Origin of the sequence: Vibrio sp. HENC-03, from assembly GCF_000305755.2 — a bacterium.
Lineage (GTDB): Bacteria > Pseudomonadota > Gammaproteobacteria > Enterobacterales > Vibrionaceae > Vibrio > Vibrio owensii.
The window spans coordinates 539,012-560,912 of the sequence record NZ_JH976124.1; the positions used below are offsets into that span (position 1 = coordinate 539,012).

Below are 21,901 nucleotides of genomic sequence, written 5' to 3' on the forward strand. Positions count from 1 at the left end.
GAGACAGCAAGTCCCGCCCCTTCTTATTGAAAAAGAAAGGCTTACTAAGATTTATTGTTGTTATTTGAGTATCCCCTAACCGCCGTAAATCTCGCGGTTAGGGAAATTTGGAATATCGAGAATTAAGCAGATTGCTTCGCGACTAGCTCGACCGCTTCACGCGTTAACTGAGCCAATTCTTCCCACTTGCCCGCTTCAATAAGCTTTTTATCGACCATCCAAGTACCGCCACATGCCAGCACTCGCGGTACGGCTAGGTAGTCTTTGATGTTCGAAGGGCTGATACCGCCAGTTGGCATGATTTCCACATCACCATAAGGGGCCAACAGGGCTTTCACCATGTTGACGCCACCAGATGCTTCTGCCGGGAAGAACTTCAATGTGGTCAATCCCATTTCTAACGCCGCTTCGACTGCACTTGGGTTGTTCACACCAGGTACGATATCAATACCAATCTCTTGGCAAGCTTTAACGGTGTTAGGGTTAAATCCCGGAGAAACCACAAAGGTTGCCCCCGCTTCTTTAGCTGCAATAGCTTGCTCACGATTGAGCACTGTGCCTGCCCCAATCAGCATGTCTGGCTGCGCTTCACGCAATAGACGAATAGCTTCAACAGCGGCATCAGAGCGAAACGTAATTTCGGCTGCTGGCAGACCGTTTTCTGCCAACACTTTACCCAGTGGGATGATGTCTTCTGCGCGATCAATGGCGATCACTGGGATCACTTTTAACGCTTTCAATTGAGCTTTTAAATTCGACATGTTGTTTCCTGTAAATCTATTTCTTGAACCGGGCAATAGCCGCATCGGTTGCCGCTTGTGGGATGATGGCGCCTTTGTGTTGAATAACGGTACCGGCGAGTGTATTACCATTCATACACGCTTGTTTGATGTTGCCGCCCGATAAGTAAGTCGCGAGGAAGCCACCGTTAAATGAATCGCCTGCTGAAGTGGTATCGATGACATTGTCTATGGGCGTTGTTGCCACCGAGTAAGGCTCAAATGTATTTGAATCCGCGACTAAACAGCCTTCTGCACCGAGCTTGACCACCACATTTTTCACTCCTTGCTTCTGCAAGCGCGTGATTGTGTCGTGCGCTGTTACATCACCCCAAATAAGCTGCTCATCATCGAAAGTGACCAAAGCCAAATCAGTGGTTTTATACATGGCTTGATAGCATGTTTGAACTGTCTTCATTTGGTCTTGCGGCCAAAGTGCCGGGCGGAAGTTACTATCAAAAGCAACCTCTACGCCTGTAGCTCGCAAGCAACTCAAAAGCTCAAGCAGTTGGATACGGTCTTGCTCAGGCAGAATCGCTAAGCTAATACCGCTGACAAACACCATATCAACTTGCTTGAGTGATTCCGCTACACGTTGAAACTCAGCGTGTTGGAGCAAGTAGCGCGCTGCCGATTGATTGCGCCAGTAAAGGAAAGTGCGCTCGCCTTGGTCATCTAACTGAATCAGATATAGGCCCGGCGTACGCGTTTCGTCTCTCAAGACTAATTCCGTGGCCACACCTTCTTGTTGCCAACGCGCCACCATGCCGTCACTCAGTGGATCTGTCCCCATGGCGGTGACGTATTGCACCTGCACTTGCGGTGATGCGTTTAAGGCTTGGCTGCAACGGCTGAGGTAAACCGCCGTATTAAGGGTGTCGCCACCAAACGTCTGCTGCATGTCGCCAAACGGCTTGCCGTTCAACTCGATCATGCACTCGCCAAGTATTGCGATTGTCTTCATAACAGTTCTTTTAAGCGTGCTGAAGAGACCTGTCGCAAATGGACACGACAGGTCTACATAGAGAGAAGAGAGGATTATTTATTATCGATGCGTACAAACATCATGGTCATTGCGAATGACAGCGTGAACACGCCAATCACACCCAATACCGCTTGAACAAAGTTCTGAGTCCCACTTGCCAAGTAAGCTGGCAGGCTGAATACCGAAGATAGGATGTAGCTTGTTAGGTGAGTATCGATAGTCACTGAAATCGCGCCTACGATACCCGTTGCCAAGCTCGCCATGAATAGTGCTTTAGTGTACTTAGTCAGTACGCCGAATAGTGCTGGCTCTGTGATGCCAAGGATTGCGGTCACACCCGAGCTTACGGTTACTGAAGATTGCTCTTTGCTTGCGTATTTACGTTGCTTGTACCAAATCGCCATCGTCGCGCCTGCAATACCTAGGTTACCCAGACACATAATCGGCATCAGCAAATCTTTTCCGTACAGCGCGAAGTTGTTCAAGCTGATTGGCGTCATGCTGTGGTGAATACCGAACACAATGGTAATTGGACGAGTTAGACCAAACACAAAGCCCGTCAGCGTTGGTGAGATCTCTAATAATGAGCTCACTACCCAACCTGCGCCGTTACTTAGCCACATCCCCGCAGGGGCAACAACAGAGAGCACAAGAGTCGATGTCACAGTGAAAGCAAGTAGCGGCGTGAATACTGGTTTGGCAGAAGCAGGAACTAACTTATCTACCATAGGGGTGATTTTAGACAGTACCCAAACCGCTAGAATCGCAGGTACGATCGCGCCGCCGTAGTTAAGCAGCTCAATTGGAATCACGCCAAATACGTTCAATTCCGGTGCATTACCAGCTTCAGAAAGAATGGTCGCTTTTTCCAATAGTTTTGGCGACATCATCGCTGCAGCCACTGCTAACGCAATGTATTCGTTCACTTTAAACACTTTCGCCGCAGAGAAAGAGACCAACATAGGTAAGAAGAAGAACACCGCGAGAGAAATCGAACGGAAGAAGAAAACGGTATCTGAGCTTTCCGAAATCACGTTGGTCGCAATTAAGCCCGATAGCAAACCCATCAACATGCCCGAACCCGCAATCGCAGGTACGACAGGACCAAAAATGCCCGCCACCACGCGCATCGCGTTTTGGAATAGCTTGCCTTTCTCTTGCTCGATTTCTGCATCTTCTGGTGCAGCACTCGCGCCAGACAGCGCTAAGTACCATTTTTCAACATCGACACCGATGATCACCTGCGTCTGACCTTGTCCAAGCACCACGCCTTTTACGCCTTGAATTGCTTCAAGTTTTGTTTTGTCGGCTTTCGATTCGTCCACCAGTTTGAAGCGCAAGCGGGTCATGCAGTGGGTAATGTTAGCAATGTTCTCGTTGCCGCCAAGTGCCGCGACCAATTCTTGTAGTTTCATGCTAAAGCTGTCTGCCTTACCTGACGACGCATCGCCAGTTGCCATGTTTGTTTGTGTCAATTGCATCATACTTTCCTATGTGCTTTGTCTGCTCATTCACTGCGCTCATCTTAGCTACTGGAGGTATTTATCCAATCGACAAATTAGTGATTAAACTCACATTAAAACGGCTAAAAATTAAATTTTCGGCTTTTTTCGCCAATTGGTTCGTTTTTCTTGCCGAATTCAAAACAGGAACGAACCAGTTAAATTTAAGCATAATTTACCGCTTGTAATTTGTATTTTTTCACGCTTATATAAAATAAATCCTGTTAACTAGAGATAGTTTGAAGTGAACAAAAATACCATATCAAATATTGAGTGCGTGATTACCAAGCCAGACAGACATAACCTGATTACTGTTATTGTAGAAACAGAATCTGGTGTAACGGGGTACGGTTGTGCGACATTCCAACAACGACCATTGGCAGTAAAAACCATGGTTGATGAATATCTTAGGCCATTATTAATTGGTAAAGATGCAAATAATATTGAAGATCTGTGGCAAATGATGATGGTCAATGCATATTGGCGCAATGGCCCAGTGATCAACAATGCTATTTCTGGTGTTGATATGGCACTTTGGGATATTAAGGCAAAAATAGCCAACATGCCGCTTCATCAATTATTTGGTGGTAAGTCTCGTGATGCTATTCAAGTATATACGCATGCCACCAGCGATACGATGGAAGGCTTGTATGAGCAAGTCGATAAATACTTAGAACAGGGTTATCAACATATTCGTTGTCAGTTAGGCTTTTATGGTGGTGTGCCAGAAAATATTCAAACGGCGCAAAACCCAACCCAAGGTTCTTACTACGACCAAGACCAATATATTGAAAACACGGTAGAAATGTTCAAAAACCTACGTGAAAAATATGGCAAGCAATTCCATATTCTTCACGATGTACACGAGCGTTTGTTCCCGAACCAAGCGATTCAATTCGCGAAGCAAGTCGAGCAGTATAACCCGTTCTTTATTGAAGATATTTTGCCGCCAAGTCAAACAGAATGGTTGGATAATATTCGCAACCAATCGAGCGTATCTTTGGCTTTGGGTGAGTTGTTTAACAACCCTGAAGAGTGGAAAGCGTTGATCATCAATCGCCGTGTCGACTTCATCCGTTGCCACGTGTCGCAAATCGGTGGTATCACACCAGCACTGAAACTCGGTCACTTCTGTGAGAGCTTTGGCGTTCGTATTGCTTGGCACTGCCCACCAGATATGACACCGATTGGCGCCGCAGTGAATACTCACTTAAATGTGCATCTGCATAACGCTGCGATTCAAGAACATGTAGAGTACAAAACCAATACACAGCGCGTCTTCCCGAACGCAGCAGAGCCAATCAACGGTTATCTATACGCATCTGAAATTGCAGGTATCGGTGTGGAGATGGATCGCGAAGCGGCGCAAGACTTCCCTGTTGAATACCGCCCACACGAATGGACACAAAGCCGTTTACCAGACGGCAGTATTCACACGCCTTAATGCCTCGTTTGTCCTAGCGACGGCGTTAAATGCAGACCTAAAAAAACGACCGCTATTCGCGGTCGTTTTGATCTCGGTAGTTAAGACTCTCGGGATTAAACTTGGTGTGATAAGTACACTGGTAATTAATATCAATAATATCGCTCACCACGAAGACTTCACCTGTTTTTAAGAATCCTCGATTAGTAATATTCATCGCGGAACTATTACGTTTACAACCCAATAAATCCGCATCTTCTTTAGAAACATTAATTGCTTGATAAGTGGTTAAATAACTGTCGATTTCTAAACCTAAAGACAACACGTGTTTCTGTAATGAACTCTCAATAATCTCTTCGGTAATTTTAGGAAACATACTTACGGGTAATTTTGTTTCCTCAATCTGTGTCACTTTACCCTGAATTAATCGCAGACGTTTAATATTCCACAGGTATTCATCTTCCTCGATAGAAAACATCTGCATTTCATGCGTAGTGGGTAGACGTTTATTCAGTTTTATTTTCTTGTATGAAATCTCACCAAATTTATTTTCAGTGACCGAATTATAGATGAGTGGCGAACCAATAATTGAGGTATTAACGAAATAACCCGAACCTACTTTGGATTTCACAATACCAATCGCTTCAAGTTTGGACAGCGCCTTTCGTACCGAAAAACGAGAAATATCATACTTTTCCGCCAATTCACGCTCAGATGGCAACTTCACATCGATGACGTTTTGACAAATTTTACTGATGATATCTTGAACTAATTCTTCGTATTTCTTCATAAGCATTCAATTATTATCGACAATGGGTGATTTATACCATCTTTTACTTATCAATATAATCTAAATACCGAAACTTAGAAGTAAAATAGAGAATGCGCGCACCTTATTTTATTTCCGAGTGATTATTTACTTAGCATTCACTATAAGAGTGAAGATTACTTTGGCTCAAAAACGACAAAAGGGCACATTCCGTGCCCTTTTTTTGGGGTGATAAACCGTCGAAGTTACTTGGCTTTCAGCCAGACGACGTCGTATGCGCCCATGACCAGTTCATCGCCAGTTTTCTCGTCTCCCGTTAGGATATCTGCGACTTGGCGTGAGCCTAGAACGTCACAAATCGACATTGGGATACGTTGTTCATGCTCGCTGAAGTTGCACACTGCCAGCAGTTTATCGCCATTGTCATGTTGTCGGCAGTAAGCAAACAGGTGTGAGCGATAAGTTTCTAAGATCTCGGTTTTCGCCGCGCCAAAGACTTGGCTTTGACGGCGCAAACTGACCATTTGCAGCAAGTCACTGTGAATACGATGCTGATAACTGCCTTTGGTTTCTGCCAATGCGACCGCTTCTGCGCTAATTTGAGGACGGTTAACCCAGCGCGCATCTTCGCGTTTAAACTCATCATTTAAGTAGCTGTGATCGTTCAAGATACCTAGCTCATCACCTTGATAAATCAGCGGAATACCACCGATGCTTAAGTTGATGCTGTTAAGCAGACGAATACGCTTCAATGCGTGCTCAATCGCTTGTGAGTCATCTGCTTCTATCGCTTTTTCTAGCCCAGCAAGAGAGGCCAAAGAGCCACATACTCGGCAATCACCCGTAGTTGGGTTTTCTTGGAATGGCACACCCTGAGAGAATGAACCGTCGAATTTGCCAGTGTAGAACTGGTTTAGGAAGCGGCGATGCTCATAGCCATTAATGCCAAGCTGCTCAGCCACTGCATCATCAAACGTCCAGCCAATATCGTCGTGACAACGAATGTAGTTCACCCATGAACACTGGTCTGAAATCTCAAAGCTTTTCTTTAAAGATGCCGTCAGAAGCTTGGTTTCACGTGTTGCCAAACTTTCCCACATCAGCGCCATCATCAGTGGGTTGTAGGACAACTGACACTCTTCTTTGTCGATGTACTGTGCCACCTCATCTGGATGCACAATCGCTTCAGATTTGAATAACACGGCAGGCGCTGCAATCTGCAAACAGGTGTTGAAACACTGAATCAGAGTATGAGCCTTCGGCAAGCTTTCACATTGGGTCCATTTCTCTTTCCAGATGAACGCCAGTGCATCCAAACGTAATCCTTCACAGCCAATATTGGCAAGGAACAACATCTCATCGGTAATCGCATTGAACACCGCTGGGTTTGAGTAATTAAGATCCCATTGGAAGCTGTTGAATGTCGTCCAAACGTACTTCTCTACATCTTCTAAGAAAGTGAAGCTGCCACGACGAACGGTTGGGAAGATCTCGCGGCAAGTTTGGTTGTACTCATCCACTTCTTGCTTATCGCTGAAGAAGTAATAAAAGTCTTCAAACTCAGGGTCGCCTTTACGTGCTTGCTCTGCCCAGTAGTGTTCATCTGAGGTGTGGTTGAACACGAAGTCCAGCACTAGGCTGATGCCCTCGTCTGATAGTGCTTCTGCCAGCTGTGCTAGATCTTTCTCTGTACCTAACTTTGGATCAACCTTGCGGTAATCCGACACGGCATAACCGCCATCGCTGTCACCTTCTGGCGCTTTGTAAAGCGGCATCAGATGAAGATAATTGATACCCAGAGACTTGAGGTACGGGATCTTCAATTGTAGCTTTTTCAAATCACCCGCAAACAAGTCCACATACACCGCCATACCGAGCATCTTTTCACTGCGGTACCAACTTGGATTGCTCAATCGCTTCTCATCCAAGTTCTTCCATTTGCGTTTGCGACCTGCAAAGGCTTTGGCAAGCACAACCACCAGCTTTTGTAGATGCAAGAAGAAGTCATAACGCTCACCATAAAGCGTGTGCAGTTGCCCAACTAAAGATGGAAAGTGCTGCACCAGACGTTCAAGAAACACCTTCTCATCTTTCTTGGTTAGCTTTGGCAATTCAACCGAATCAAGAACTTGCTGCAGTGCTTGCTGAGTTTGTCGTTCGTTTAACATGTTTTCTCTCCTGCCAAGCTAGATACTTGAACGTTGCGCAGTGCCAGCGAGCCGCTATCCACATTCAAGGCGACACTTGCTTGCGTTTCTTTGGCGTAAACAAGGTTGGTAAAGCTGAATTGACCAGCATTGATCAACAACTCGACTGAGCCTTTGTCGATCAACACTTCGACTTGGAATTCATTCTCAATCGGTAAGGTCACGCGATAGTCGTGTGGAAAGTGTTCATCAATGCGTTCCGAGCCAAACTGACCACGACGTACAGAGCGCACTTCTATGCCTTGCTCGACACCAACAAACTCAAAGTAAGCTGGATTGTCTTGGTACACATTTAGGTGCAACGTTTGGCTATCTTGCAGCGTCACATCAGCGCTGAACTTCATGACTTCTTGTAGGCTGTAAAGACTAATCGCTTGTTCGTCACTTGGCTCTGGCGTTTGCACATCAAGACTTAACGCCTGATTAAGCTCTCTCACAAAGCGTTGTCCAACACGTAACCCTGCTTTACCTTCAAACAGGAACAGCTCACGAGGCATGGCCATCGAACTGCGAAACTCTTGGGTTGGTAACTCAAGCGAGTACTGATGATTGCTCATCCATGTACTGACGATACGGCGACCGTCTTCAACAGGGATATCAGAGAAAGACTGAGTCGCGTAGTAATCACGACCGAAATCGAGCCACAATACGGTCTCTGGATGATTGTGATTGACAAAGGTTTCGCCATCAAAGTCACCGATAAAATACTGCGTACCTGCTCCGCCACAATGAGCGCCCTCACCGATGCCAACCACCAAGACCCAACGTGTTTCTTGCGAGCCCTCGATAGTCAGTTCAAACAAGTCTGGACATTCCCACGGGCCTTTACTGTGCGCACCATGACGGTAGCCAAACTCGCTCACTAAACGCCAATCCAATAGGTTGGTCGAACGGTAGAACTCGATATGTTGACCGCAAGACACCACCATCACCCACGCTTGGCTTTGCTCATGCCAAATCACCTTAGGATCACGGAAATCCGGATTGCCCCGTGCAGTAATGATCGGTGCGCCGTTGGCGAACTTCTTCCACGTCATGCCATCCTGGCTATAAGCGAGAGACTGCTGCTGAATTGGATCTTCAACTTCAGTGCCATCAGCCAATGTCACTTTAGGTTGAATGAACGACGTGTAGAACGCCAATAAGCCTGGTTTGCCGGCCTCAAATAAACCTGAGGTGTTGTGCCAATCGACAATCGCACTGCCCGAGAAGCACATGCCAGATTCATCTGGATACAGTGCAGGCTCAAGCTCTTGCCAATCTATCAGGTTGGTGCTGATTTTGTGTCCCCAGTGCATTGGCCCCCAAACTGTATCGCTTGGGTAATACTGGTAGAACTGGTGATAATGACCGTTGAAGAACACCAATCCGTTTGGATCGTTCATCCAACCCGAATCCGGCGTCATGTGAAGGTATGGGCGGTATTTTTCTGTCATAGCAAATCTGATCGTTGTAAGTAAAACTTGGTTTGAGCGAACCAGCAGGAAGAAAAAAGGAGTCCCATAGAACTCCCGGACAAAGTCGTTGCTGCCAAAGCGCGTCCAAAACAAGGCTTACTCTAAGTACCCTTCATATAACTTTGCCTCGCGGAACAAGTTAGCCCGCCAGAGGACAAGCTGAATGGGCACTTCATAAGCAAATAGCTTTCTCCTCTCCCCCAGAGGAGAAAGCTATTGGGGTTTAGAAGCTGTAGTTCACACCTAGGATGAACAGCGGGATGTAGCCATCGAACGCATCACGCTCTGGGCCGCTTTCTAGGTCAAGTTTCTTGTAGCTTGCCTCACCGAACATGCGCCAACTCTTAGACAGTGGGTAGTTCGCTGAGATACCGATTTTTGAGTAATCTTCAGTCCATAGGTGTGCGCTGTCTGAATTGCGCTCTTTCTCGAATGAACCAAATTCACCCCATAGAGACGCCGACAGTTTGCCCCAGCTGTACCAGATACCCGGTTTGATGATCCACTCGGTTTCCGTTTCTGCGTAACCGTCTTTTGCGTTCCACTCACCGACTTGGTAACGGAAGTTTAGCCATGCGCCTGAGTTGTCAGAGATTTTGTAGCCAAAGCCCGGCTCCACTTCCCAGTATGGGAACTCACCTGTACCGCGTTTGTATTCCACGTGGTAAAGCGCGTAACCGTGCATTTCTAAATTGTTGGTCAGTTGGTAAGAGCCGAATACTTTCGCTTCTGGCGTCGTACGTTTATCAATACTTTCACCCGCCAGTTTTACACCCCAACCGATGTGACCTTTGTCGTGACCGTAGCTGCGGTTCACAAAGATCTCTTGAATTGCGTTCACACCTTTGTCGTATTTCGCGTGTTTTAGGTTGCCGTTGAACAGTTCTTCACGGCCAGAGTAGAAACCGAAGTCCCAACCCGGTAAATCATCATGGCGGAAGTTACCTTGCAGCAAAGTGTATTTCACTTTACCTTCGTTCACGCCGTCATCGCGGATCACACGTTCCACTTCCACGTTGGTGCCCAGTGTGCCGTGGAACTTCGCTTCTTCCTGCTTTGGCACGTCCAATGCGGTGAGCAATTCAGCGGTTGAGTAATCCGCTTTCAGTTGTTCCACTTTTACAGCAAGCTCAGCGTCCTGCGTTTCTTTCTTCTCTTCTTCGGCAAAAGCGTATCCTGAAAGGGTCAAGCTAAAGAGGATGGAAGAAGCCACTACTGTTTTTTTCATGATGTTTACCTTATTATTTCGTCGTTACTGTCTGTCCCGCGCCAACGGGATAGTTTTTTTGATGCCTGCGCCAACAGGCATTAAGGTCACATTCAAAATTCATCCAGAACCCGAATTTTGAATGCAGTAATCCTAAGCCCGCCGCTGTAGCGGGCTTTTTTATTATTTTTAGAATGGTGTCGGCGTACGCCGAATTAGATAGCTTGTTTGACTTGCGGCGGAGGCGTAATCAAATCGTTCAACGTCATACCTCGTTGGAACGCGTGCCCCTTGCTATCGAATAAGTGACATTTCTCAGCCGGAATGCGGATGTTCAAACGCTGGCCGATTTCTACATGCACTGTACCTGGCACGCGAACCAATACTTCCTGACCACCGCGTACTAGCGTGGTGTAAAGCAGTGATTCTGTCCCTAGGCGTTCGAAGCCTTCAACAATCACACCCACACCTTCTTCATCGAGGTGGATGTCTTCAGGACGAATACCAAGCGTCATCAATGCGCCTTGTGTTGCGCCTTCTGCGTTTACGTCCGCTTGGAAGGTGTAGTCGCCCACTTCTACCGTTGCTTTTTCATCACAAGCAGAAACCAGAGTCGCTGGCAGCAGGTTCATTTTTGGAGAGCCGATAAAGCCTGCTACGAACAGTGTTTGAGGGAAGTAGTACAGCTCCAGAGGCGAGCCAACTTGCTCTACAACACCTGCGCGAAGTACCACGATTTTGTCGGCTAGGGTCATGGCTTCAACCTGATCGTGGGTTACGTAAATCACGGTAGATTTGAGTTTTTTGTGGTATTCCGCTAACTGCAAACGCATACGAACACGTAGTGATGCGTCTAGGTTAGATAGCGGCTCATCAAGTAGGAACAACTTCGGATTGCGAACAATCGCTCGACCAATCGCCACACGCTGACGCTGGCCACCCGATAGTTGACTTGGTTTTTGTTTCAGAAGGTTTGTCAGCTCTAGCATTTCCGCTACCTGACGCACTGCTGAATCAATATCGTCTTTGCTTTTCTTCGCCAGTTTTAGGCCAAAAGCGATGTTTTCGTAGACCGTCATGTGCGGGTAAAGCGCATAAGATTGGAACACCATGCCAATCCCACGATCGGTTGGTGAAAGGTTGTTAACCACCTCACCGTCTAAGCACATGTCCCCTGATGAAATCTCTTCCAAACCTGCGACCATACGCAGCATGGTTGACTTACCACAGCCTGATGGCCCAACGAATACCGTGAATTCACCGTCTTCAATGGTCAGGTTGGCATCCTTGATGATGTGTGCACCATCAGGATAAATTTTGTTGATGTTCTTCAGTTCTAAACGTGCCATTGTTCTACCTATAATTCTTTAAGAGTCTGGGCTTTAGGTGATTCGGGGGCAGCACGCCGATATCAACGACTGCCCCACCACACTTCTTATTTTGGATTAACCTAGGATCTCGCCCAAGTTGATGCCTTTGGTGTCATCGAAGCGCCAAGTCGCGTGACCAACACGGTCGTTAGGACCAATGCCCACTACGCGCATGCCTGCTTCTTTTGCTGCGTCTACACCCGCTTCTGCATCTTCAACTACGATGCACTCGTCAGCGTTTACGCCCACTTGGCCTGCTGCGTGGATGAACACGTCCGGCGCTGGCTTAGAGCGGTTAACTGACCAACCATCACCGATAGCATCAAACAGTGGTGTTAGGCCAAGACGGTGCAGGATAGGACGAGCATTCTTACTTGCTGACGCCAGTGCCACTTTGATGCCACGTGCGTTTAGCTCAAGTAGGAATTGCTCAATACCCGGTAGAACGTCTTTCGCAGAAATCGTGTTCAGCAGATCCACGTAGTAATCGTTCTTACGCTTCATTAGCTCAGCAAACTTCTCTTCGCTGATCTCTTTGCCGTTCAAGATAATGTTCAGCGACGCTTGACGAGATACGCCACGTAGCTGCTCATTGATTTCACGGTCAAAGTAGTAACCTTCTTCGTTCGCCATACGTTGCCACGCTTGGTAGTGCAGCTCAGCCGTATCCGTGATAACGCCATCTAGGTCGAAAATGAATGCTTTACACATTGAACGTCACCTCTGTTGAATCGATAACACGTGGCTCACCTGCAACTTCGATGTTTAGCACTTGGCCATTGAACTCTGGACGCTCGATGCGAACTTGCTCTTGGTCAACGGTCACTTCTAGACGCTCACCTTTCCAGTAGATTGGGAAGTTCAGGCTTTCCCATTGCTTAGGAAGGTTAGGGTTGATACGCAGGTTGCCACCTAGCATACGAACACCGCCGAAGCCGTAAACCACACACTGCCACATGCCGCCGATAGACGCCGCGTGAATGCCGTGATCTGAGCTCTTCATGTTCTGACCGATATCGATAGACGCGGCTTGTTGGAACAGGTCGTAAGACAGCTCTGGGTTACCAACATCTGATGCCAATACCGAGTGCGTAGACAGACTTAGCGACGAATCGTGTAGCGTCTTCGGCTCGTAGTAGTTCCAGTTAGCCAGCTTGGTTTCTAGGTCGAACTTATCTTCCTGCTGTAGGAACAGCACCATGATGTCCGCCTGCTTAGAAACCTGCATGTCGTTAACCTGTTCTAGGTTGTAGTCTTGGAACAGGCCACCAACGAATGGCTGCTCTTTGTACTTAGTCAGGTCGATGATTTCTTTCTGTAGGTAAGTGTCATCCTGTGGGATTACCTTATCTTCAGCACGTGGCTTAGGTAGGTAGATGTTGTCTACGCGGTCTAGCCACATTTGACGAGCTTCCACTAGGTTTAGCTTGTCAGACAGCTTAGCCAGTAGCTCTGGGTTCGACGCTTCTAGATCCTCGTAGTAACGAATCGCTAGTTTGATGTTCTCTACCGCCATGTAGTTAGTGAACGCGTTGTTGTCGATGTGCTCTTTGTACTCATCAGGACCGATTACGTCACAGATACCCCACATGTTGCGGTCTTCTAGCCAATCTAGGCGGCTTGTCCAGAACGTTGCTGTGTCGAACATGATCTCGTAGCCCATGTCATCCATGAACTTCTGGTCGCCAGTGATTTGGTAGTACTGCCACAATGCGTAAGTGATGTCACACGTGATGTGCTGCTCGATAAAGCCAGACCAAATCTTCGTCGACTTACCCGTGATGATGTCTACTGCGCCCCATACAGGCGTTACTTCTTCACCCGTTAGTGCCGATTCCCATGGGAACTGTGCACCAATGTAGCCGTTGTCTTTCGCTTTCTTACGAGCACCATCTAGCGTCTTAAAGCGGTACTCAAGTAGGCTGCGCGCCACTTCAGGCATGGTGTAGATGAAGAACGGAAGCATGAATACTTCTGTATCCCAGAACGAGTGACCTTTGTAGCCTTCGCCAGATAGACCTTTCGCACCGATACCGAAGCGAGAGTCGTGCATTGGCGTGAAGATGTTCAACTGGTATTGAGCAAAGCGAATTGCAAGTTGGTCGAAATCGCTACCACCGATAGTGATGTTCATGCCTGCCCAACGCTTATCCCACTCTGCTGCACTCTCTTCTAGAAGTTCATCAAAGCTGCGGTCAGCATTGTTTTTTAGGTTCGTCAGAGCGTGGTCACGAAGAGCTTGAAGCTTGTAACCTTCCACATCGAACTGCTTGTCGCGAGACGTATGAACCACACCGACTTTTTCTGTGCCGAACGTTTCGCCCGCTTTCAGATCATAGTTGATGTTTACCCATACTTTACGACGGTCCATCGCAAGTGATGGGTCGATTTCTGTCTCTTGGCCGTCAACTAGGTAGCGGTGAGACGTTAGGAAAACAAAGTCTACTTTGCTCTCTGTTGTGTGTTGTAGAAGCTCGATAAAACGCTTGTCGTAGATACGCTTTTCGCCTTCGTGGAAGTGCTGAGCACCTGAGTTAGAAAGCTGCGCATCCACACCAGAGCGGATTTCGATTTTCGCATCGCTGTTCAGTGCTTTTACTTGAACATCGAATGCCATTAGGTGAAGGTTTGCTTGCGAGAAGAAGCGACGGAAACGCATCTCAAAACTCTTACCTTCATTGTTTGTCCATGTGAATTCACGGATTAGCTCACCGTTTTTCACGTTTAGGCGACGAGAGTAGTTGCTCACTTCACCTGTTTCTAGGTGGAAACGGCGACCATCGATGAAGATTTCAATCGAGCTCATGTCTGCAGAGTTTGGCAGCTCGGTTACTTCGTCTGCATCAAACTTGTTGTAAGTACCAGCAACGAAAAGGTTGCGAACTTGGCCCACGTATTTTTCTTCCGTTGCACTACGCGCACCCATGTAGCCATTACCTTGGCTCATTACCACTTCACATTTGCCTTGGAAAGCTGAGTCAAACGCCGTCTCTTCAACGATCCAGTTTTTTAGTTCGCCTTGACCAGCGTTGTAGTTCATAAACATCTTAAATATCCCCGAAATTTAACCTTTAACAGCGGAAGAAATGTCGTTACCCACGAAGTAACGTTGGAAAACCATAAATACAATCAGTACTGGGATTGTTGACAGGAAAGCCCCCGCCAAGATCAGGTTCCAGTCACCTGCTACGCCATAGGCGTTACGTAAACTCAATAGACCAACAGGAAGCGTGAACGCGTCAGCTGGGCTGTTAATCACCACAAGCGGCCAGAAGAAGTCGTTCCAAGCACCTTGGAAACCAAGGATGGTGACCGACAAGATGGCTGGCTTCGCCAATGGCATAAATACCTTCCAAAGAATCACAGCCGGGCTTGCGCCATCTACGATTGCTGCTTCTTCCAGTTCTTTCGGAATGTTCTCGAAGAACTGTTTCATGATCAGAACCTGACCCGAAGCAACGACCGCGGTGATGACCGCCCATGGTGTATTCAATAAGCCGATATCTTTATAAATTAAGTAGTTAGATATGAACGTTACTTGGCCCGGAATCATCATGCTGAACAACATGAAAGCGAACACAGCACGCGCACCAGTGAACTTCAATCGAGCTAAGGCATAACCCGCAGTACATGCAAAGAACAGAGTCAGAATCACCTTACCAATCGCAATGAAGAACGAGTTGATGGTCCAGCTCATAAATAAGCTCTTACCTGTATCTAGGCTTACCGACTCGGTGTACACGCGAACGTAAGACTTAAATACATAACCAATCAAACCCGGCGCTGCGTTATCCCATGCCGCGACACGGCCACGACGTTCCATCTTGCTTGGCGCTAGCGTGCTATCAATCAGCACTTGGCCGCGCGGCGCTTCTATCGTTAGTGGTAGCGTTGCGATCTCAGGACCTTGCCCTTGATACTTGATGGAAAATGCCCACGTTTGGCTATGACCTTGCTTAGTAAGTTCACGACGACCACGCTTCTCTACAAACGTCACGTTATCGTTAGTGTCTACTAGCACAGGCTCGCTGACTTGCGCGTAATCGGCAGCAAAGTCGGTCACGATAGCCGCAGCCATACCTGTACCTGGACGACGGCGTGGCACTTCAATCTCTGGCGTTGCCAGCTCTTTGCCGTCTTCCACCGCGTAAGTCACGGTGAAGTTCACTTCTGCGCCCGGAGCAAAACCACCGAACATTGGCGCATCGTTACCTTCTTTACCGAGTTGGTAAGCCGCACCCCAGTTGCTTGGTTGAACCTGTGCAAAGTTGAACTTAAATGGCTGCTCTAGTGGGTCATCTTTCAAACTCGCCAAGAAAGCCACCACGAACGTACCTAGCATGACAGTTGCAACCAGTAGCAAAGCACTGTAAACCCACGCCACTTTTGCCCAGCGACGGCGCGCTTGGAACTTGGAAATCTCTTCCATTGATGCCATAGGTTTCGCATCTTCGTGATTCATGGTCGAAACGGGATTAGTCATCTGCTTTCTCCTTCACACCAAAGATTTTCTGCAGATAAACCACTGCCAACGTGATGAATGCCAATACCAATGCTGCTGCGCTTGCCATGCCGATTTGTGGCGTGCCACCCGGTGGGAAGGCGTTGTGGTAAACGTAGTAAGCCAGCGTAATACGTGATTCCAACGGTGCTGCCGAGCCAAGTAGTGCTACTTGGTCAAACATTTGTAGCGTACCGATAATCGAGAAAGTCACGACCACGAATGTCACCGGTGCTAACTGAGGAATCGTAATGTTCCAGTGTTGCTGCCACTTGTTCGCACCATCAATGTGCGCCGCTTCGTAAAGCTCACCCGGAATGCCTTGCAAGCCCGCTAGGAACAGCAGCATGAAGGTCGGGATAGTGGTGTAAATGTTCTGAATCACGATTGCCCAAAGGGTTAAAGGCATTGGCCCCACATTGTCTCGCGTGTTCAACCAGTTCACTTCCACGATTTGGTCTGTCACTTCTACCCAGCCCATTGCGCTGGCTACGAAAGTCGCCACACCCGCAACGATGAAAGAGAGAATGCCCCATGCTGGATCCAACCAACCTACCGGTAAGCCTTTCAAACGGTCTTTGGTTACCAACACAAACTGAGTAGCGATAGCGACAAGCACAAAGCAACTCAAGTGCGGGTAATGGTTCACCACATCGGTGACAAAGCCATTGAGATAACCGTTCTTTTGGTAGAACCAAATGAAGATCAGTGTCACTGCGGCACTCGACAAAATACTTGGTAAGTAAAATGCGGTTCTAAAGAAGCTTTTGGCGCGAATTTTAGAGTTCACTAAAATCGCTAAGCCAAGTGCTAACACGGTTTGCACACAGGTCACGATCAACGAGAACCAAATGGTGTTTGCCAGTGAAAGCAGGAATAAATCGTCAGTAAGCAGAGCTTTAAAGTTCGCTAAACCAACCCAGATTGCATCGCTGAACAAGTCGTACTCGGTAAAGCTGAAGTAAACCGTTCTGATCAATGCGTATAGAAAGAACACCACCAAAGTCAGTACAAATGGCCCAGCTAGGAGCCATCCGTAAACTTGTTGGCGTAAACGTAAAGAGTTCATCCCTCGCCCCGTTATTTCGCCATCAGTGCATCGTATTTAGCTTGCGCCATCTTGATCGCTTCTTTCTGCGTCATCTGACCAAGCAACACTGAATTCAATGCTTCATTAATCGGAGTCATCCATGCTGTACCGTAGTTACCAAATGCGAATGGCTCTACATTTCCTTCAAGAGCACCTTCAAACACTTGTTTTGCCAGTTCGTTTTCTGCTTTTTGCTGCGCAAAGAACTCTGACTTACCAAGCGCTTCACGGCTTGGCAGAGCAAGACCTGAATCCAACACCCATTCTTGTGCTTTTTGGCTAGTTAAGATCTCTACCGCTTTTTGCGTCGCTTCGATGTTCTTACCATCTGCATTTACGCCCCAAGCAACAGTAAACAGTAGATTGCCACGTTCACCGCTTACTGGATCTTTTGGCATCAACGTTGTGCCATAAGGCAGGTTTGGCGCTTTATCGCGTAAGTAACCACTGATCCAGTTACCTTCTAGAGCGATTGCCGTTTCTTCCGTACCGAAACAGCCGCCACCCCAGCCTTGACCAAGGTCAGTCGCCAAGATTCCCACTTTGTCTTCGGTAACTAAGCCAGTGTAGAAGTTAAATGCACGCTCGAAGTTCTCATCCAGAACGGTTTTGCCTTCAGCGTTGAATGGCGTCCAACCTGTTGCGAGCGCAAAGGGTGCAAAACGCGCGTAATCAGGCATAACGCAGATACCAGACACTTCATCTGCTAGCGCATCTTTCACATCCAGTAGTTTTTTACGTAAATCTTCCCAAGAATCTTGATTCGTTGGGTAAGCGACTTCAGCATCATCAAAAATGTCTTTGTTGTACTGCAGTGCAATCGTGTTGAAATCCTTAGCTACGCCGTACTGTTTACCTTCTAACGTAAACGCCGAGTTCAAGCTTGGGATCATGTTGGTCGCGACTTTTTCTAAGCTGCTGTTATTTGGAGAAACTTTGCCAGAGTTAACTAACGTGTTAGCGAATACAACGTCGATGTAGAAGGCGTCTGGTGCAGTGCCAGCTGAAAGAGAGTTAGTAATAAATTGAGAAAAATCGCCTTCAACTGCTTGATATTTAACAGTAAGACCTGCTTTATCAAAATCGTCAACAAGTACCTCGTTCACCAATTTGTTCAGAACCACAACATCATTACCGCCCCAGCCGGCAATCGTGACTTCTGTATTTGCAACTGCGTTTGCAGATAGGCCAGCAGCTAGTAGGGATACTGCCAATATTGTTTTTTTCATCTCGCCCTCAAATCCCATTTCTTTCAAAATCTGAGGGTATTATGCGAAATTAACGTAAGCGCTTACGTTAAGATGATCACAAAAAACTCAGTTACGTATCAGAACGCACAAGAATGGTGATCTCGCTTACAAAAATGGTGCATTTTTCGCTCGTAAATTCAGAAAAACGCCATAAAAGGCCGTTATGTAACGAAATATGATTCGTAAGACCATCTCATTCTTACGAAAAATTTACGTAAAACAGATACAGAGATAACGATTAATAAAACTCGGTTGAAGATAGGAAACGGAAAAACTAAGAAATGGGTAAGAAGAGGATGAAAGCCGTAAACAAAAAGAGCATGGACTCAGCCATGCTCTTTGCTTTGGATTACCAATATGAGGAATGAGAGTTAGCTGGTTTTACCTAACTTCAGAGACACAGGAACAACGGAGCCAACAGGCTGTTCACGTAGCATGGCTTGCTCTAGCATGCTCGCAACACGCGCCGCGATCTTGTCCGTGTCTTGCTCAATAGTCGTGAGTTCACGTGAAATACCAGGTAAACCATCATAACCCACCACAGAGAAGTCATCCGGCAGCGTGTAACCTCGATCTTTTAGTGCCGCGATAACACCAAGTGCCGTTTCGTCACACTCACAAACAAAGCCTTGATAGCCCTCAAGCTGTTTTTTATCAATGTTCATGAAGTAACGATAAGCTGCGATTTCACCCAGTGGATCAGCACCCGTTCTAAGCTCTCGAACAGGAAGTGCGTTGCTTGCCATCACGGACATGTAACCTTGATGACGGAACTGATAACCGTCGCCATAAGTCGTTGGCGTCACGAAGCAAATGTCTGTTAGCCCTTTATCTACAAGGTGTTGCGTGGCTTCACGGCCGCCATTGAAATCATCTGGAGCCACCCAAAAAGAGCCTTCACTCATGCCGATACAAACGTAAGGCAAGTCCATCTCTTTACAGGTTTCAATGCGTGGGTCGTTGTGGGTAATACCAAGCAAAATAGCGCCGCCAACCTGTTCTAAATCTACTTCTCCAAAGCTTACTGGCAACAAATTGCGTCCAGAATTACGGATGGAAGCAGACAAAGAAGGCCATAGCATACCGAGGTAACGAGAAGCGTAAAAATCGTGCGGACCAAGCGAAATTGCGATGGTATTTTTGTGACTACCAGTCAATTCACGTGCAGACGTGCTTGGTACATAACCCAACTCTTTGCATATATCGAGAATCTTTTTACGCGTTTTTTCGCTGATCCCCGGTTTATTATTTAGAGCTCGACTAACAGAAGCGATTGATACACCTGCAATTTTTGCAGCTTCGTGTATGGTCGCTTTCTTCAGTTCCGCATCAGTTTTTGGTGCACTCACGGCGCTCTCCTACGGCAAAACGTAAAATTTACGTTCATTATGTGAGTAAACAGAGAAAAAGCAAGCGAGAAATACGTAAAACGATAGCAAAGCGTAAACTTATGACTCATATGTCACATTTTGTATAAAACCAATAAGCGCAAGCACAGACAAGGCCTGTTCTTTTATAAAAACATCGAATAATCTGACAGTTAGAATAGAAACAAGATGAATATCAGCACAACAGACTGATAACGAACGTCGAGAAAGCACTCAGAAACTGGATATTTTTCTCGCACTGTCAGCTCAGAAATTACGTAAATCGATTTACGTAAACCTTCTTGGACTATCTGCGGGCGATGAAAACCGCTAAATACCAGTCTCAGCCCCTTCCCTAATACAACTGATGCTTTCTTCGCCTAAAGTCAGCGAATTGTGAAACTTCATCCACATCAGAAAATATTGCTAGCTGTTTTTCATTCCTCTCGACTATGATTCGCGCTCCTGTGTTTTGGTGATTTTTTAAATGAGAATTTATACCGCTATTATCACGGCAGCATTGGCTGCAACAACACTTATCGCTCCTGCACACGCAGACGATAAATTCACTTTAGGTCGTACTATCTTGCTTGAGCACGGTAACCTAGCTGCAAAAATCCCAATGGTGATTTGCCGCAACACCAACGCGATCAAAGTGAAAGCAGAGAAAGACCTAGAACTAAGAAAGGTCGTTGTGCGATTCCAAAACGGTGACGAGAAAACAATTCGCTTCCACCGTGATCTAAAGAAAGACAAGATGACCGACTGGCGTTACTTCGGTTACCGTCGCTGTGTGAAAAACATCGAAGTGTACGGTAACTCAGAAGGCTCTAAAGCGGGCGTACGCGTTTACGGTAAAGAGAAGAACGATTAATCGTTATTGATCTCGACATTCAAAAGGGATGAGAATTAACCTCCTCTCTACGAATACAAAAATCCCTCGTCGATTGGCGAGGGATTTTTATTTTTGGTCAGAAACGAAGAAAGCTCTTATTCTGGCTCCACCAATTCGGTTCCATTGACCGTAATTTCCACTTTACGCGCGGCTTGCTCGCGATGCTCTTGTTCAATGACTGACGTCTCAAGACGAATGTTGTCCGCTTTCACGCCATGCAAAATCAAGAAATCCGCCACGACTTTTGCTCGCTCTCTCGCTAAGTGATTGTTGTACTCCAGATAAGCAGGCTTACTATCTGCCCCTCCTGTCACCACCACTTCATAGCTTTCCAACTCAGTTATTCGACTGGCTAACTTCATCAACTGAGCTTCCATCTGTGGGTTGAGCGCGGCATCGTCGTAGCTATAAACCGGACTGTTCTCCGCTAGAATCACGGTTTGCTCTTCTGGCGCATCTTCTATGTACTCAATAGGTTGCGGATTGTAGCTGCTGCTCGACCACGGATGAAGCACCAGAGATAAGTTCACCTGACGCAACTGCTTTGTGTCTTTTTTGTCGTAGTACTGATCGAGCACACTGACATTGAACAGATTGTCGAATTGCAACGAGACGTCGATATACTCACTCAAGGCATAGTAGCCGCCCAACGACAGGTAAGGTGCCACGCCGCTGGTTTCCGTCGGTGAATCCAACTGCGGCTTGTCCATATCGGCGTTGTAGATGTAGCCACCCACACCAGCAAACAAACCACCATCGCGCCACAGTGACCATTTGTGTTTGGCGAGAATGTCCAAACCTTTCATGTCAAAACCATTGCCGTCCGATAAGCTGCGATAGCCTAACTCATAATCAAAAGGCTGCGTCGAGATACCTAAGCTGTACTTCAAACTGGTGATGTCATTGTCGTGCTTGTAAGGATCGTCTTTAAATTGAGCGAGTCCCCCTCCCACTTGAAAATACAATCCATTGGATACCAAAGTATCGATAACGCCTTTCTCGGGTTCGTCGGCTTGCTGGGCCTCTTGTGCCAAAACTGGGGAGAGTGCAAAAACAGAAATCGCGAAAAAAATCATTTGTTTGTAATTCACAAGCCTTC

Annotated in this window: 17 protein-coding genes; 2 read left to right on the forward strand and 15 right to left on the reverse strand. The window is 46.9% G+C overall.

Features of this window, described 5'->3' with window-relative positions; translation table 11 throughout:
* Positions 1-122: 122 nt before the first annotated feature.
* The 3 genes from VCHENC03_RS10020 to VCHENC03_RS10010 all read right to left on the reverse strand — a co-directional run bounded on the left by VCHENC03_RS10020 (position 123) and on the right by VCHENC03_RS10010 (position 3,224).
* On the reverse strand, positions 123-761 hold the full coding sequence (locus VCHENC03_RS10020; protein WP_009706566.1) for a bifunctional 4-hydroxy-2-oxoglutarate aldolase/2-dehydro-3-deoxy-phosphogluconate aldolase: 639 nt from the start codon (positions 759-761) through the stop codon (positions 123-125).
* Between the two features lie 16 nt (positions 762-777).
* Positions 778-1,743, reverse strand: a complete 966-nt coding sequence (locus VCHENC03_RS10015) for a sugar kinase (protein ID WP_009706567.1) — start codon at positions 1,741-1,743, stop codon at positions 778-780.
* Between the two features lie 74 nt (positions 1,744-1,817).
* Positions 1,818-3,224, reverse strand: a complete 1,407-nt coding sequence (locus VCHENC03_RS10010) for a PTS transporter subunit EIIC (RefSeq protein WP_232310356.1) — start codon at positions 3,222-3,224, stop codon at positions 1,818-1,820.
* A gap of 286 nt (positions 3,225-3,510) precedes the next feature.
* On the opposite strand from VCHENC03_RS10010, the gene VCHENC03_RS10005 reads away from it, so the two are divergent.
* Positions 3,511-4,710, forward strand: coding sequence for a D-galactonate dehydratase (locus VCHENC03_RS10005; protein WP_009706570.1), 1,200 nt, complete (start codon positions 3,511-3,513; stop codon positions 4,708-4,710).
* 52 nt (positions 4,711-4,762) lie between these two features.
* Here the strand turns inward: VCHENC03_RS10005 and VCHENC03_RS10000 are convergent, their stop codons facing one another.
* The 11 genes from VCHENC03_RS10000 to VCHENC03_RS09950 all read right to left on the reverse strand — a co-directional run bounded on the left by VCHENC03_RS10000 (position 4,763) and on the right by VCHENC03_RS09950 (position 19,889).
* Positions 4,763-5,479 (reverse strand): GntR family transcriptional regulator, encoded by a 717-nt coding sequence (locus VCHENC03_RS10000; protein ID WP_009706571.1) that lies wholly within the window; start codon positions 5,477-5,479, stop codon positions 4,763-4,765.
* Positions 5,480-5,703: 224 nt separating this feature from the next.
* Positions 5,704-7,626 carry an alpha-amylase family protein gene (locus VCHENC03_RS09995; RefSeq protein ID WP_009706572.1) on the reverse strand — a complete coding sequence of 641 codons (1,923 nt, stop codon included), beginning with the start codon at positions 7,624-7,626 and terminating at the stop codon, positions 5,704-5,706.
* Positions 7,620-9,101, reverse strand: coding sequence for a glycoside hydrolase family 32 protein (locus VCHENC03_RS09990; protein ID WP_009706573.1), 1,482 nt, complete (start codon positions 9,099-9,101; stop codon positions 7,620-7,622). Before VCHENC03_RS09990 ends, VCHENC03_RS09995 begins: the two co-directional genes overlap by 7 nt.
* Positions 9,102-9,345: 244 nt before the next feature.
* Positions 9,346-10,350: an OmpG porin family protein gene (locus tag VCHENC03_RS09985; RefSeq protein WP_005434293.1), complete on the reverse strand. Its 1,005-nt coding sequence runs from the start codon at positions 10,348-10,350 to the stop codon at positions 9,346-9,348.
* Between the two features lie 194 nt (positions 10,351-10,544).
* Positions 10,545-11,678 (reverse strand): ABC transporter ATP-binding protein, encoded by a 1,134-nt coding sequence (locus VCHENC03_RS09980; RefSeq protein ID WP_009706574.1) that lies wholly within the window; start codon positions 11,676-11,678, stop codon positions 10,545-10,547.
* 96 nt (positions 11,679-11,774) lie between these two features.
* Entirely contained in the window at positions 11,775-12,410 is a 636-nt protein-coding gene (pgmB, locus tag VCHENC03_RS09975) for a beta-phosphoglucomutase (RefSeq protein ID WP_005434287.1), read from the reverse strand.
* A complete protein-coding gene (locus VCHENC03_RS09970) occupies positions 12,403-14,745 on the reverse strand; it encodes a glycoside hydrolase family 65 protein (RefSeq protein WP_009706575.1) in 2,343 nt (780 codons plus the stop codon). The genes pgmB and VCHENC03_RS09970 overlap by 8 nt, the downstream gene beginning before the upstream one ends.
* Positions 14,746-14,763: 18 nt before the next feature.
* Entirely contained in the window at positions 14,764-16,182 is a 1,419-nt protein-coding gene (locus tag VCHENC03_RS09965; RefSeq protein WP_009706576.1) for a carbohydrate ABC transporter permease, read from the reverse strand.
* Positions 16,175-17,269: a carbohydrate ABC transporter permease gene (locus VCHENC03_RS09960; protein ID WP_005434283.1), complete on the reverse strand. Its 1,095-nt coding sequence runs from the start codon at positions 17,267-17,269 to the stop codon at positions 16,175-16,177. The genes VCHENC03_RS09965 and VCHENC03_RS09960 overlap by 8 nt, the downstream gene beginning before the upstream one ends.
* An 11-nt stretch (positions 17,270-17,280) precedes the next feature.
* On the reverse strand, positions 17,281-18,519 hold the full coding sequence (locus VCHENC03_RS09955; RefSeq protein WP_009706577.1) for an extracellular solute-binding protein: 1,239 nt from the start codon (positions 18,517-18,519) through the stop codon (positions 17,281-17,283).
* Between the two features lie 392 nt (positions 18,520-18,911).
* Positions 18,912-19,889 carry a LacI family DNA-binding transcriptional regulator gene (locus VCHENC03_RS09950; RefSeq protein ID WP_005434280.1) on the reverse strand — a complete coding sequence of 326 codons (978 nt, stop codon included), beginning with the start codon at positions 19,887-19,889 and terminating at the stop codon, positions 18,912-18,914.
* A gap of 505 nt (positions 19,890-20,394) precedes the next feature.
* Between VCHENC03_RS09950 and VCHENC03_RS09945 the strand changes: the two genes are divergently transcribed.
* Positions 20,395-20,781, forward strand: coding sequence for a DUF2541 family protein (locus tag VCHENC03_RS09945; protein ID WP_005434277.1), 387 nt, complete (start codon positions 20,395-20,397; stop codon positions 20,779-20,781).
* A 116-nt stretch (positions 20,782-20,897) separates the two neighbouring features.
* Here the strand turns inward: VCHENC03_RS09945 and VCHENC03_RS09940 are convergent, their stop codons facing one another.
* Entirely contained in the window at positions 20,898-21,893 is a 996-nt protein-coding gene (locus VCHENC03_RS09940) for an OmpA family protein (protein ID WP_009706578.1), read from the reverse strand.
* Between the last annotated feature and the right edge of the window lie 8 nt (positions 21,894-21,901).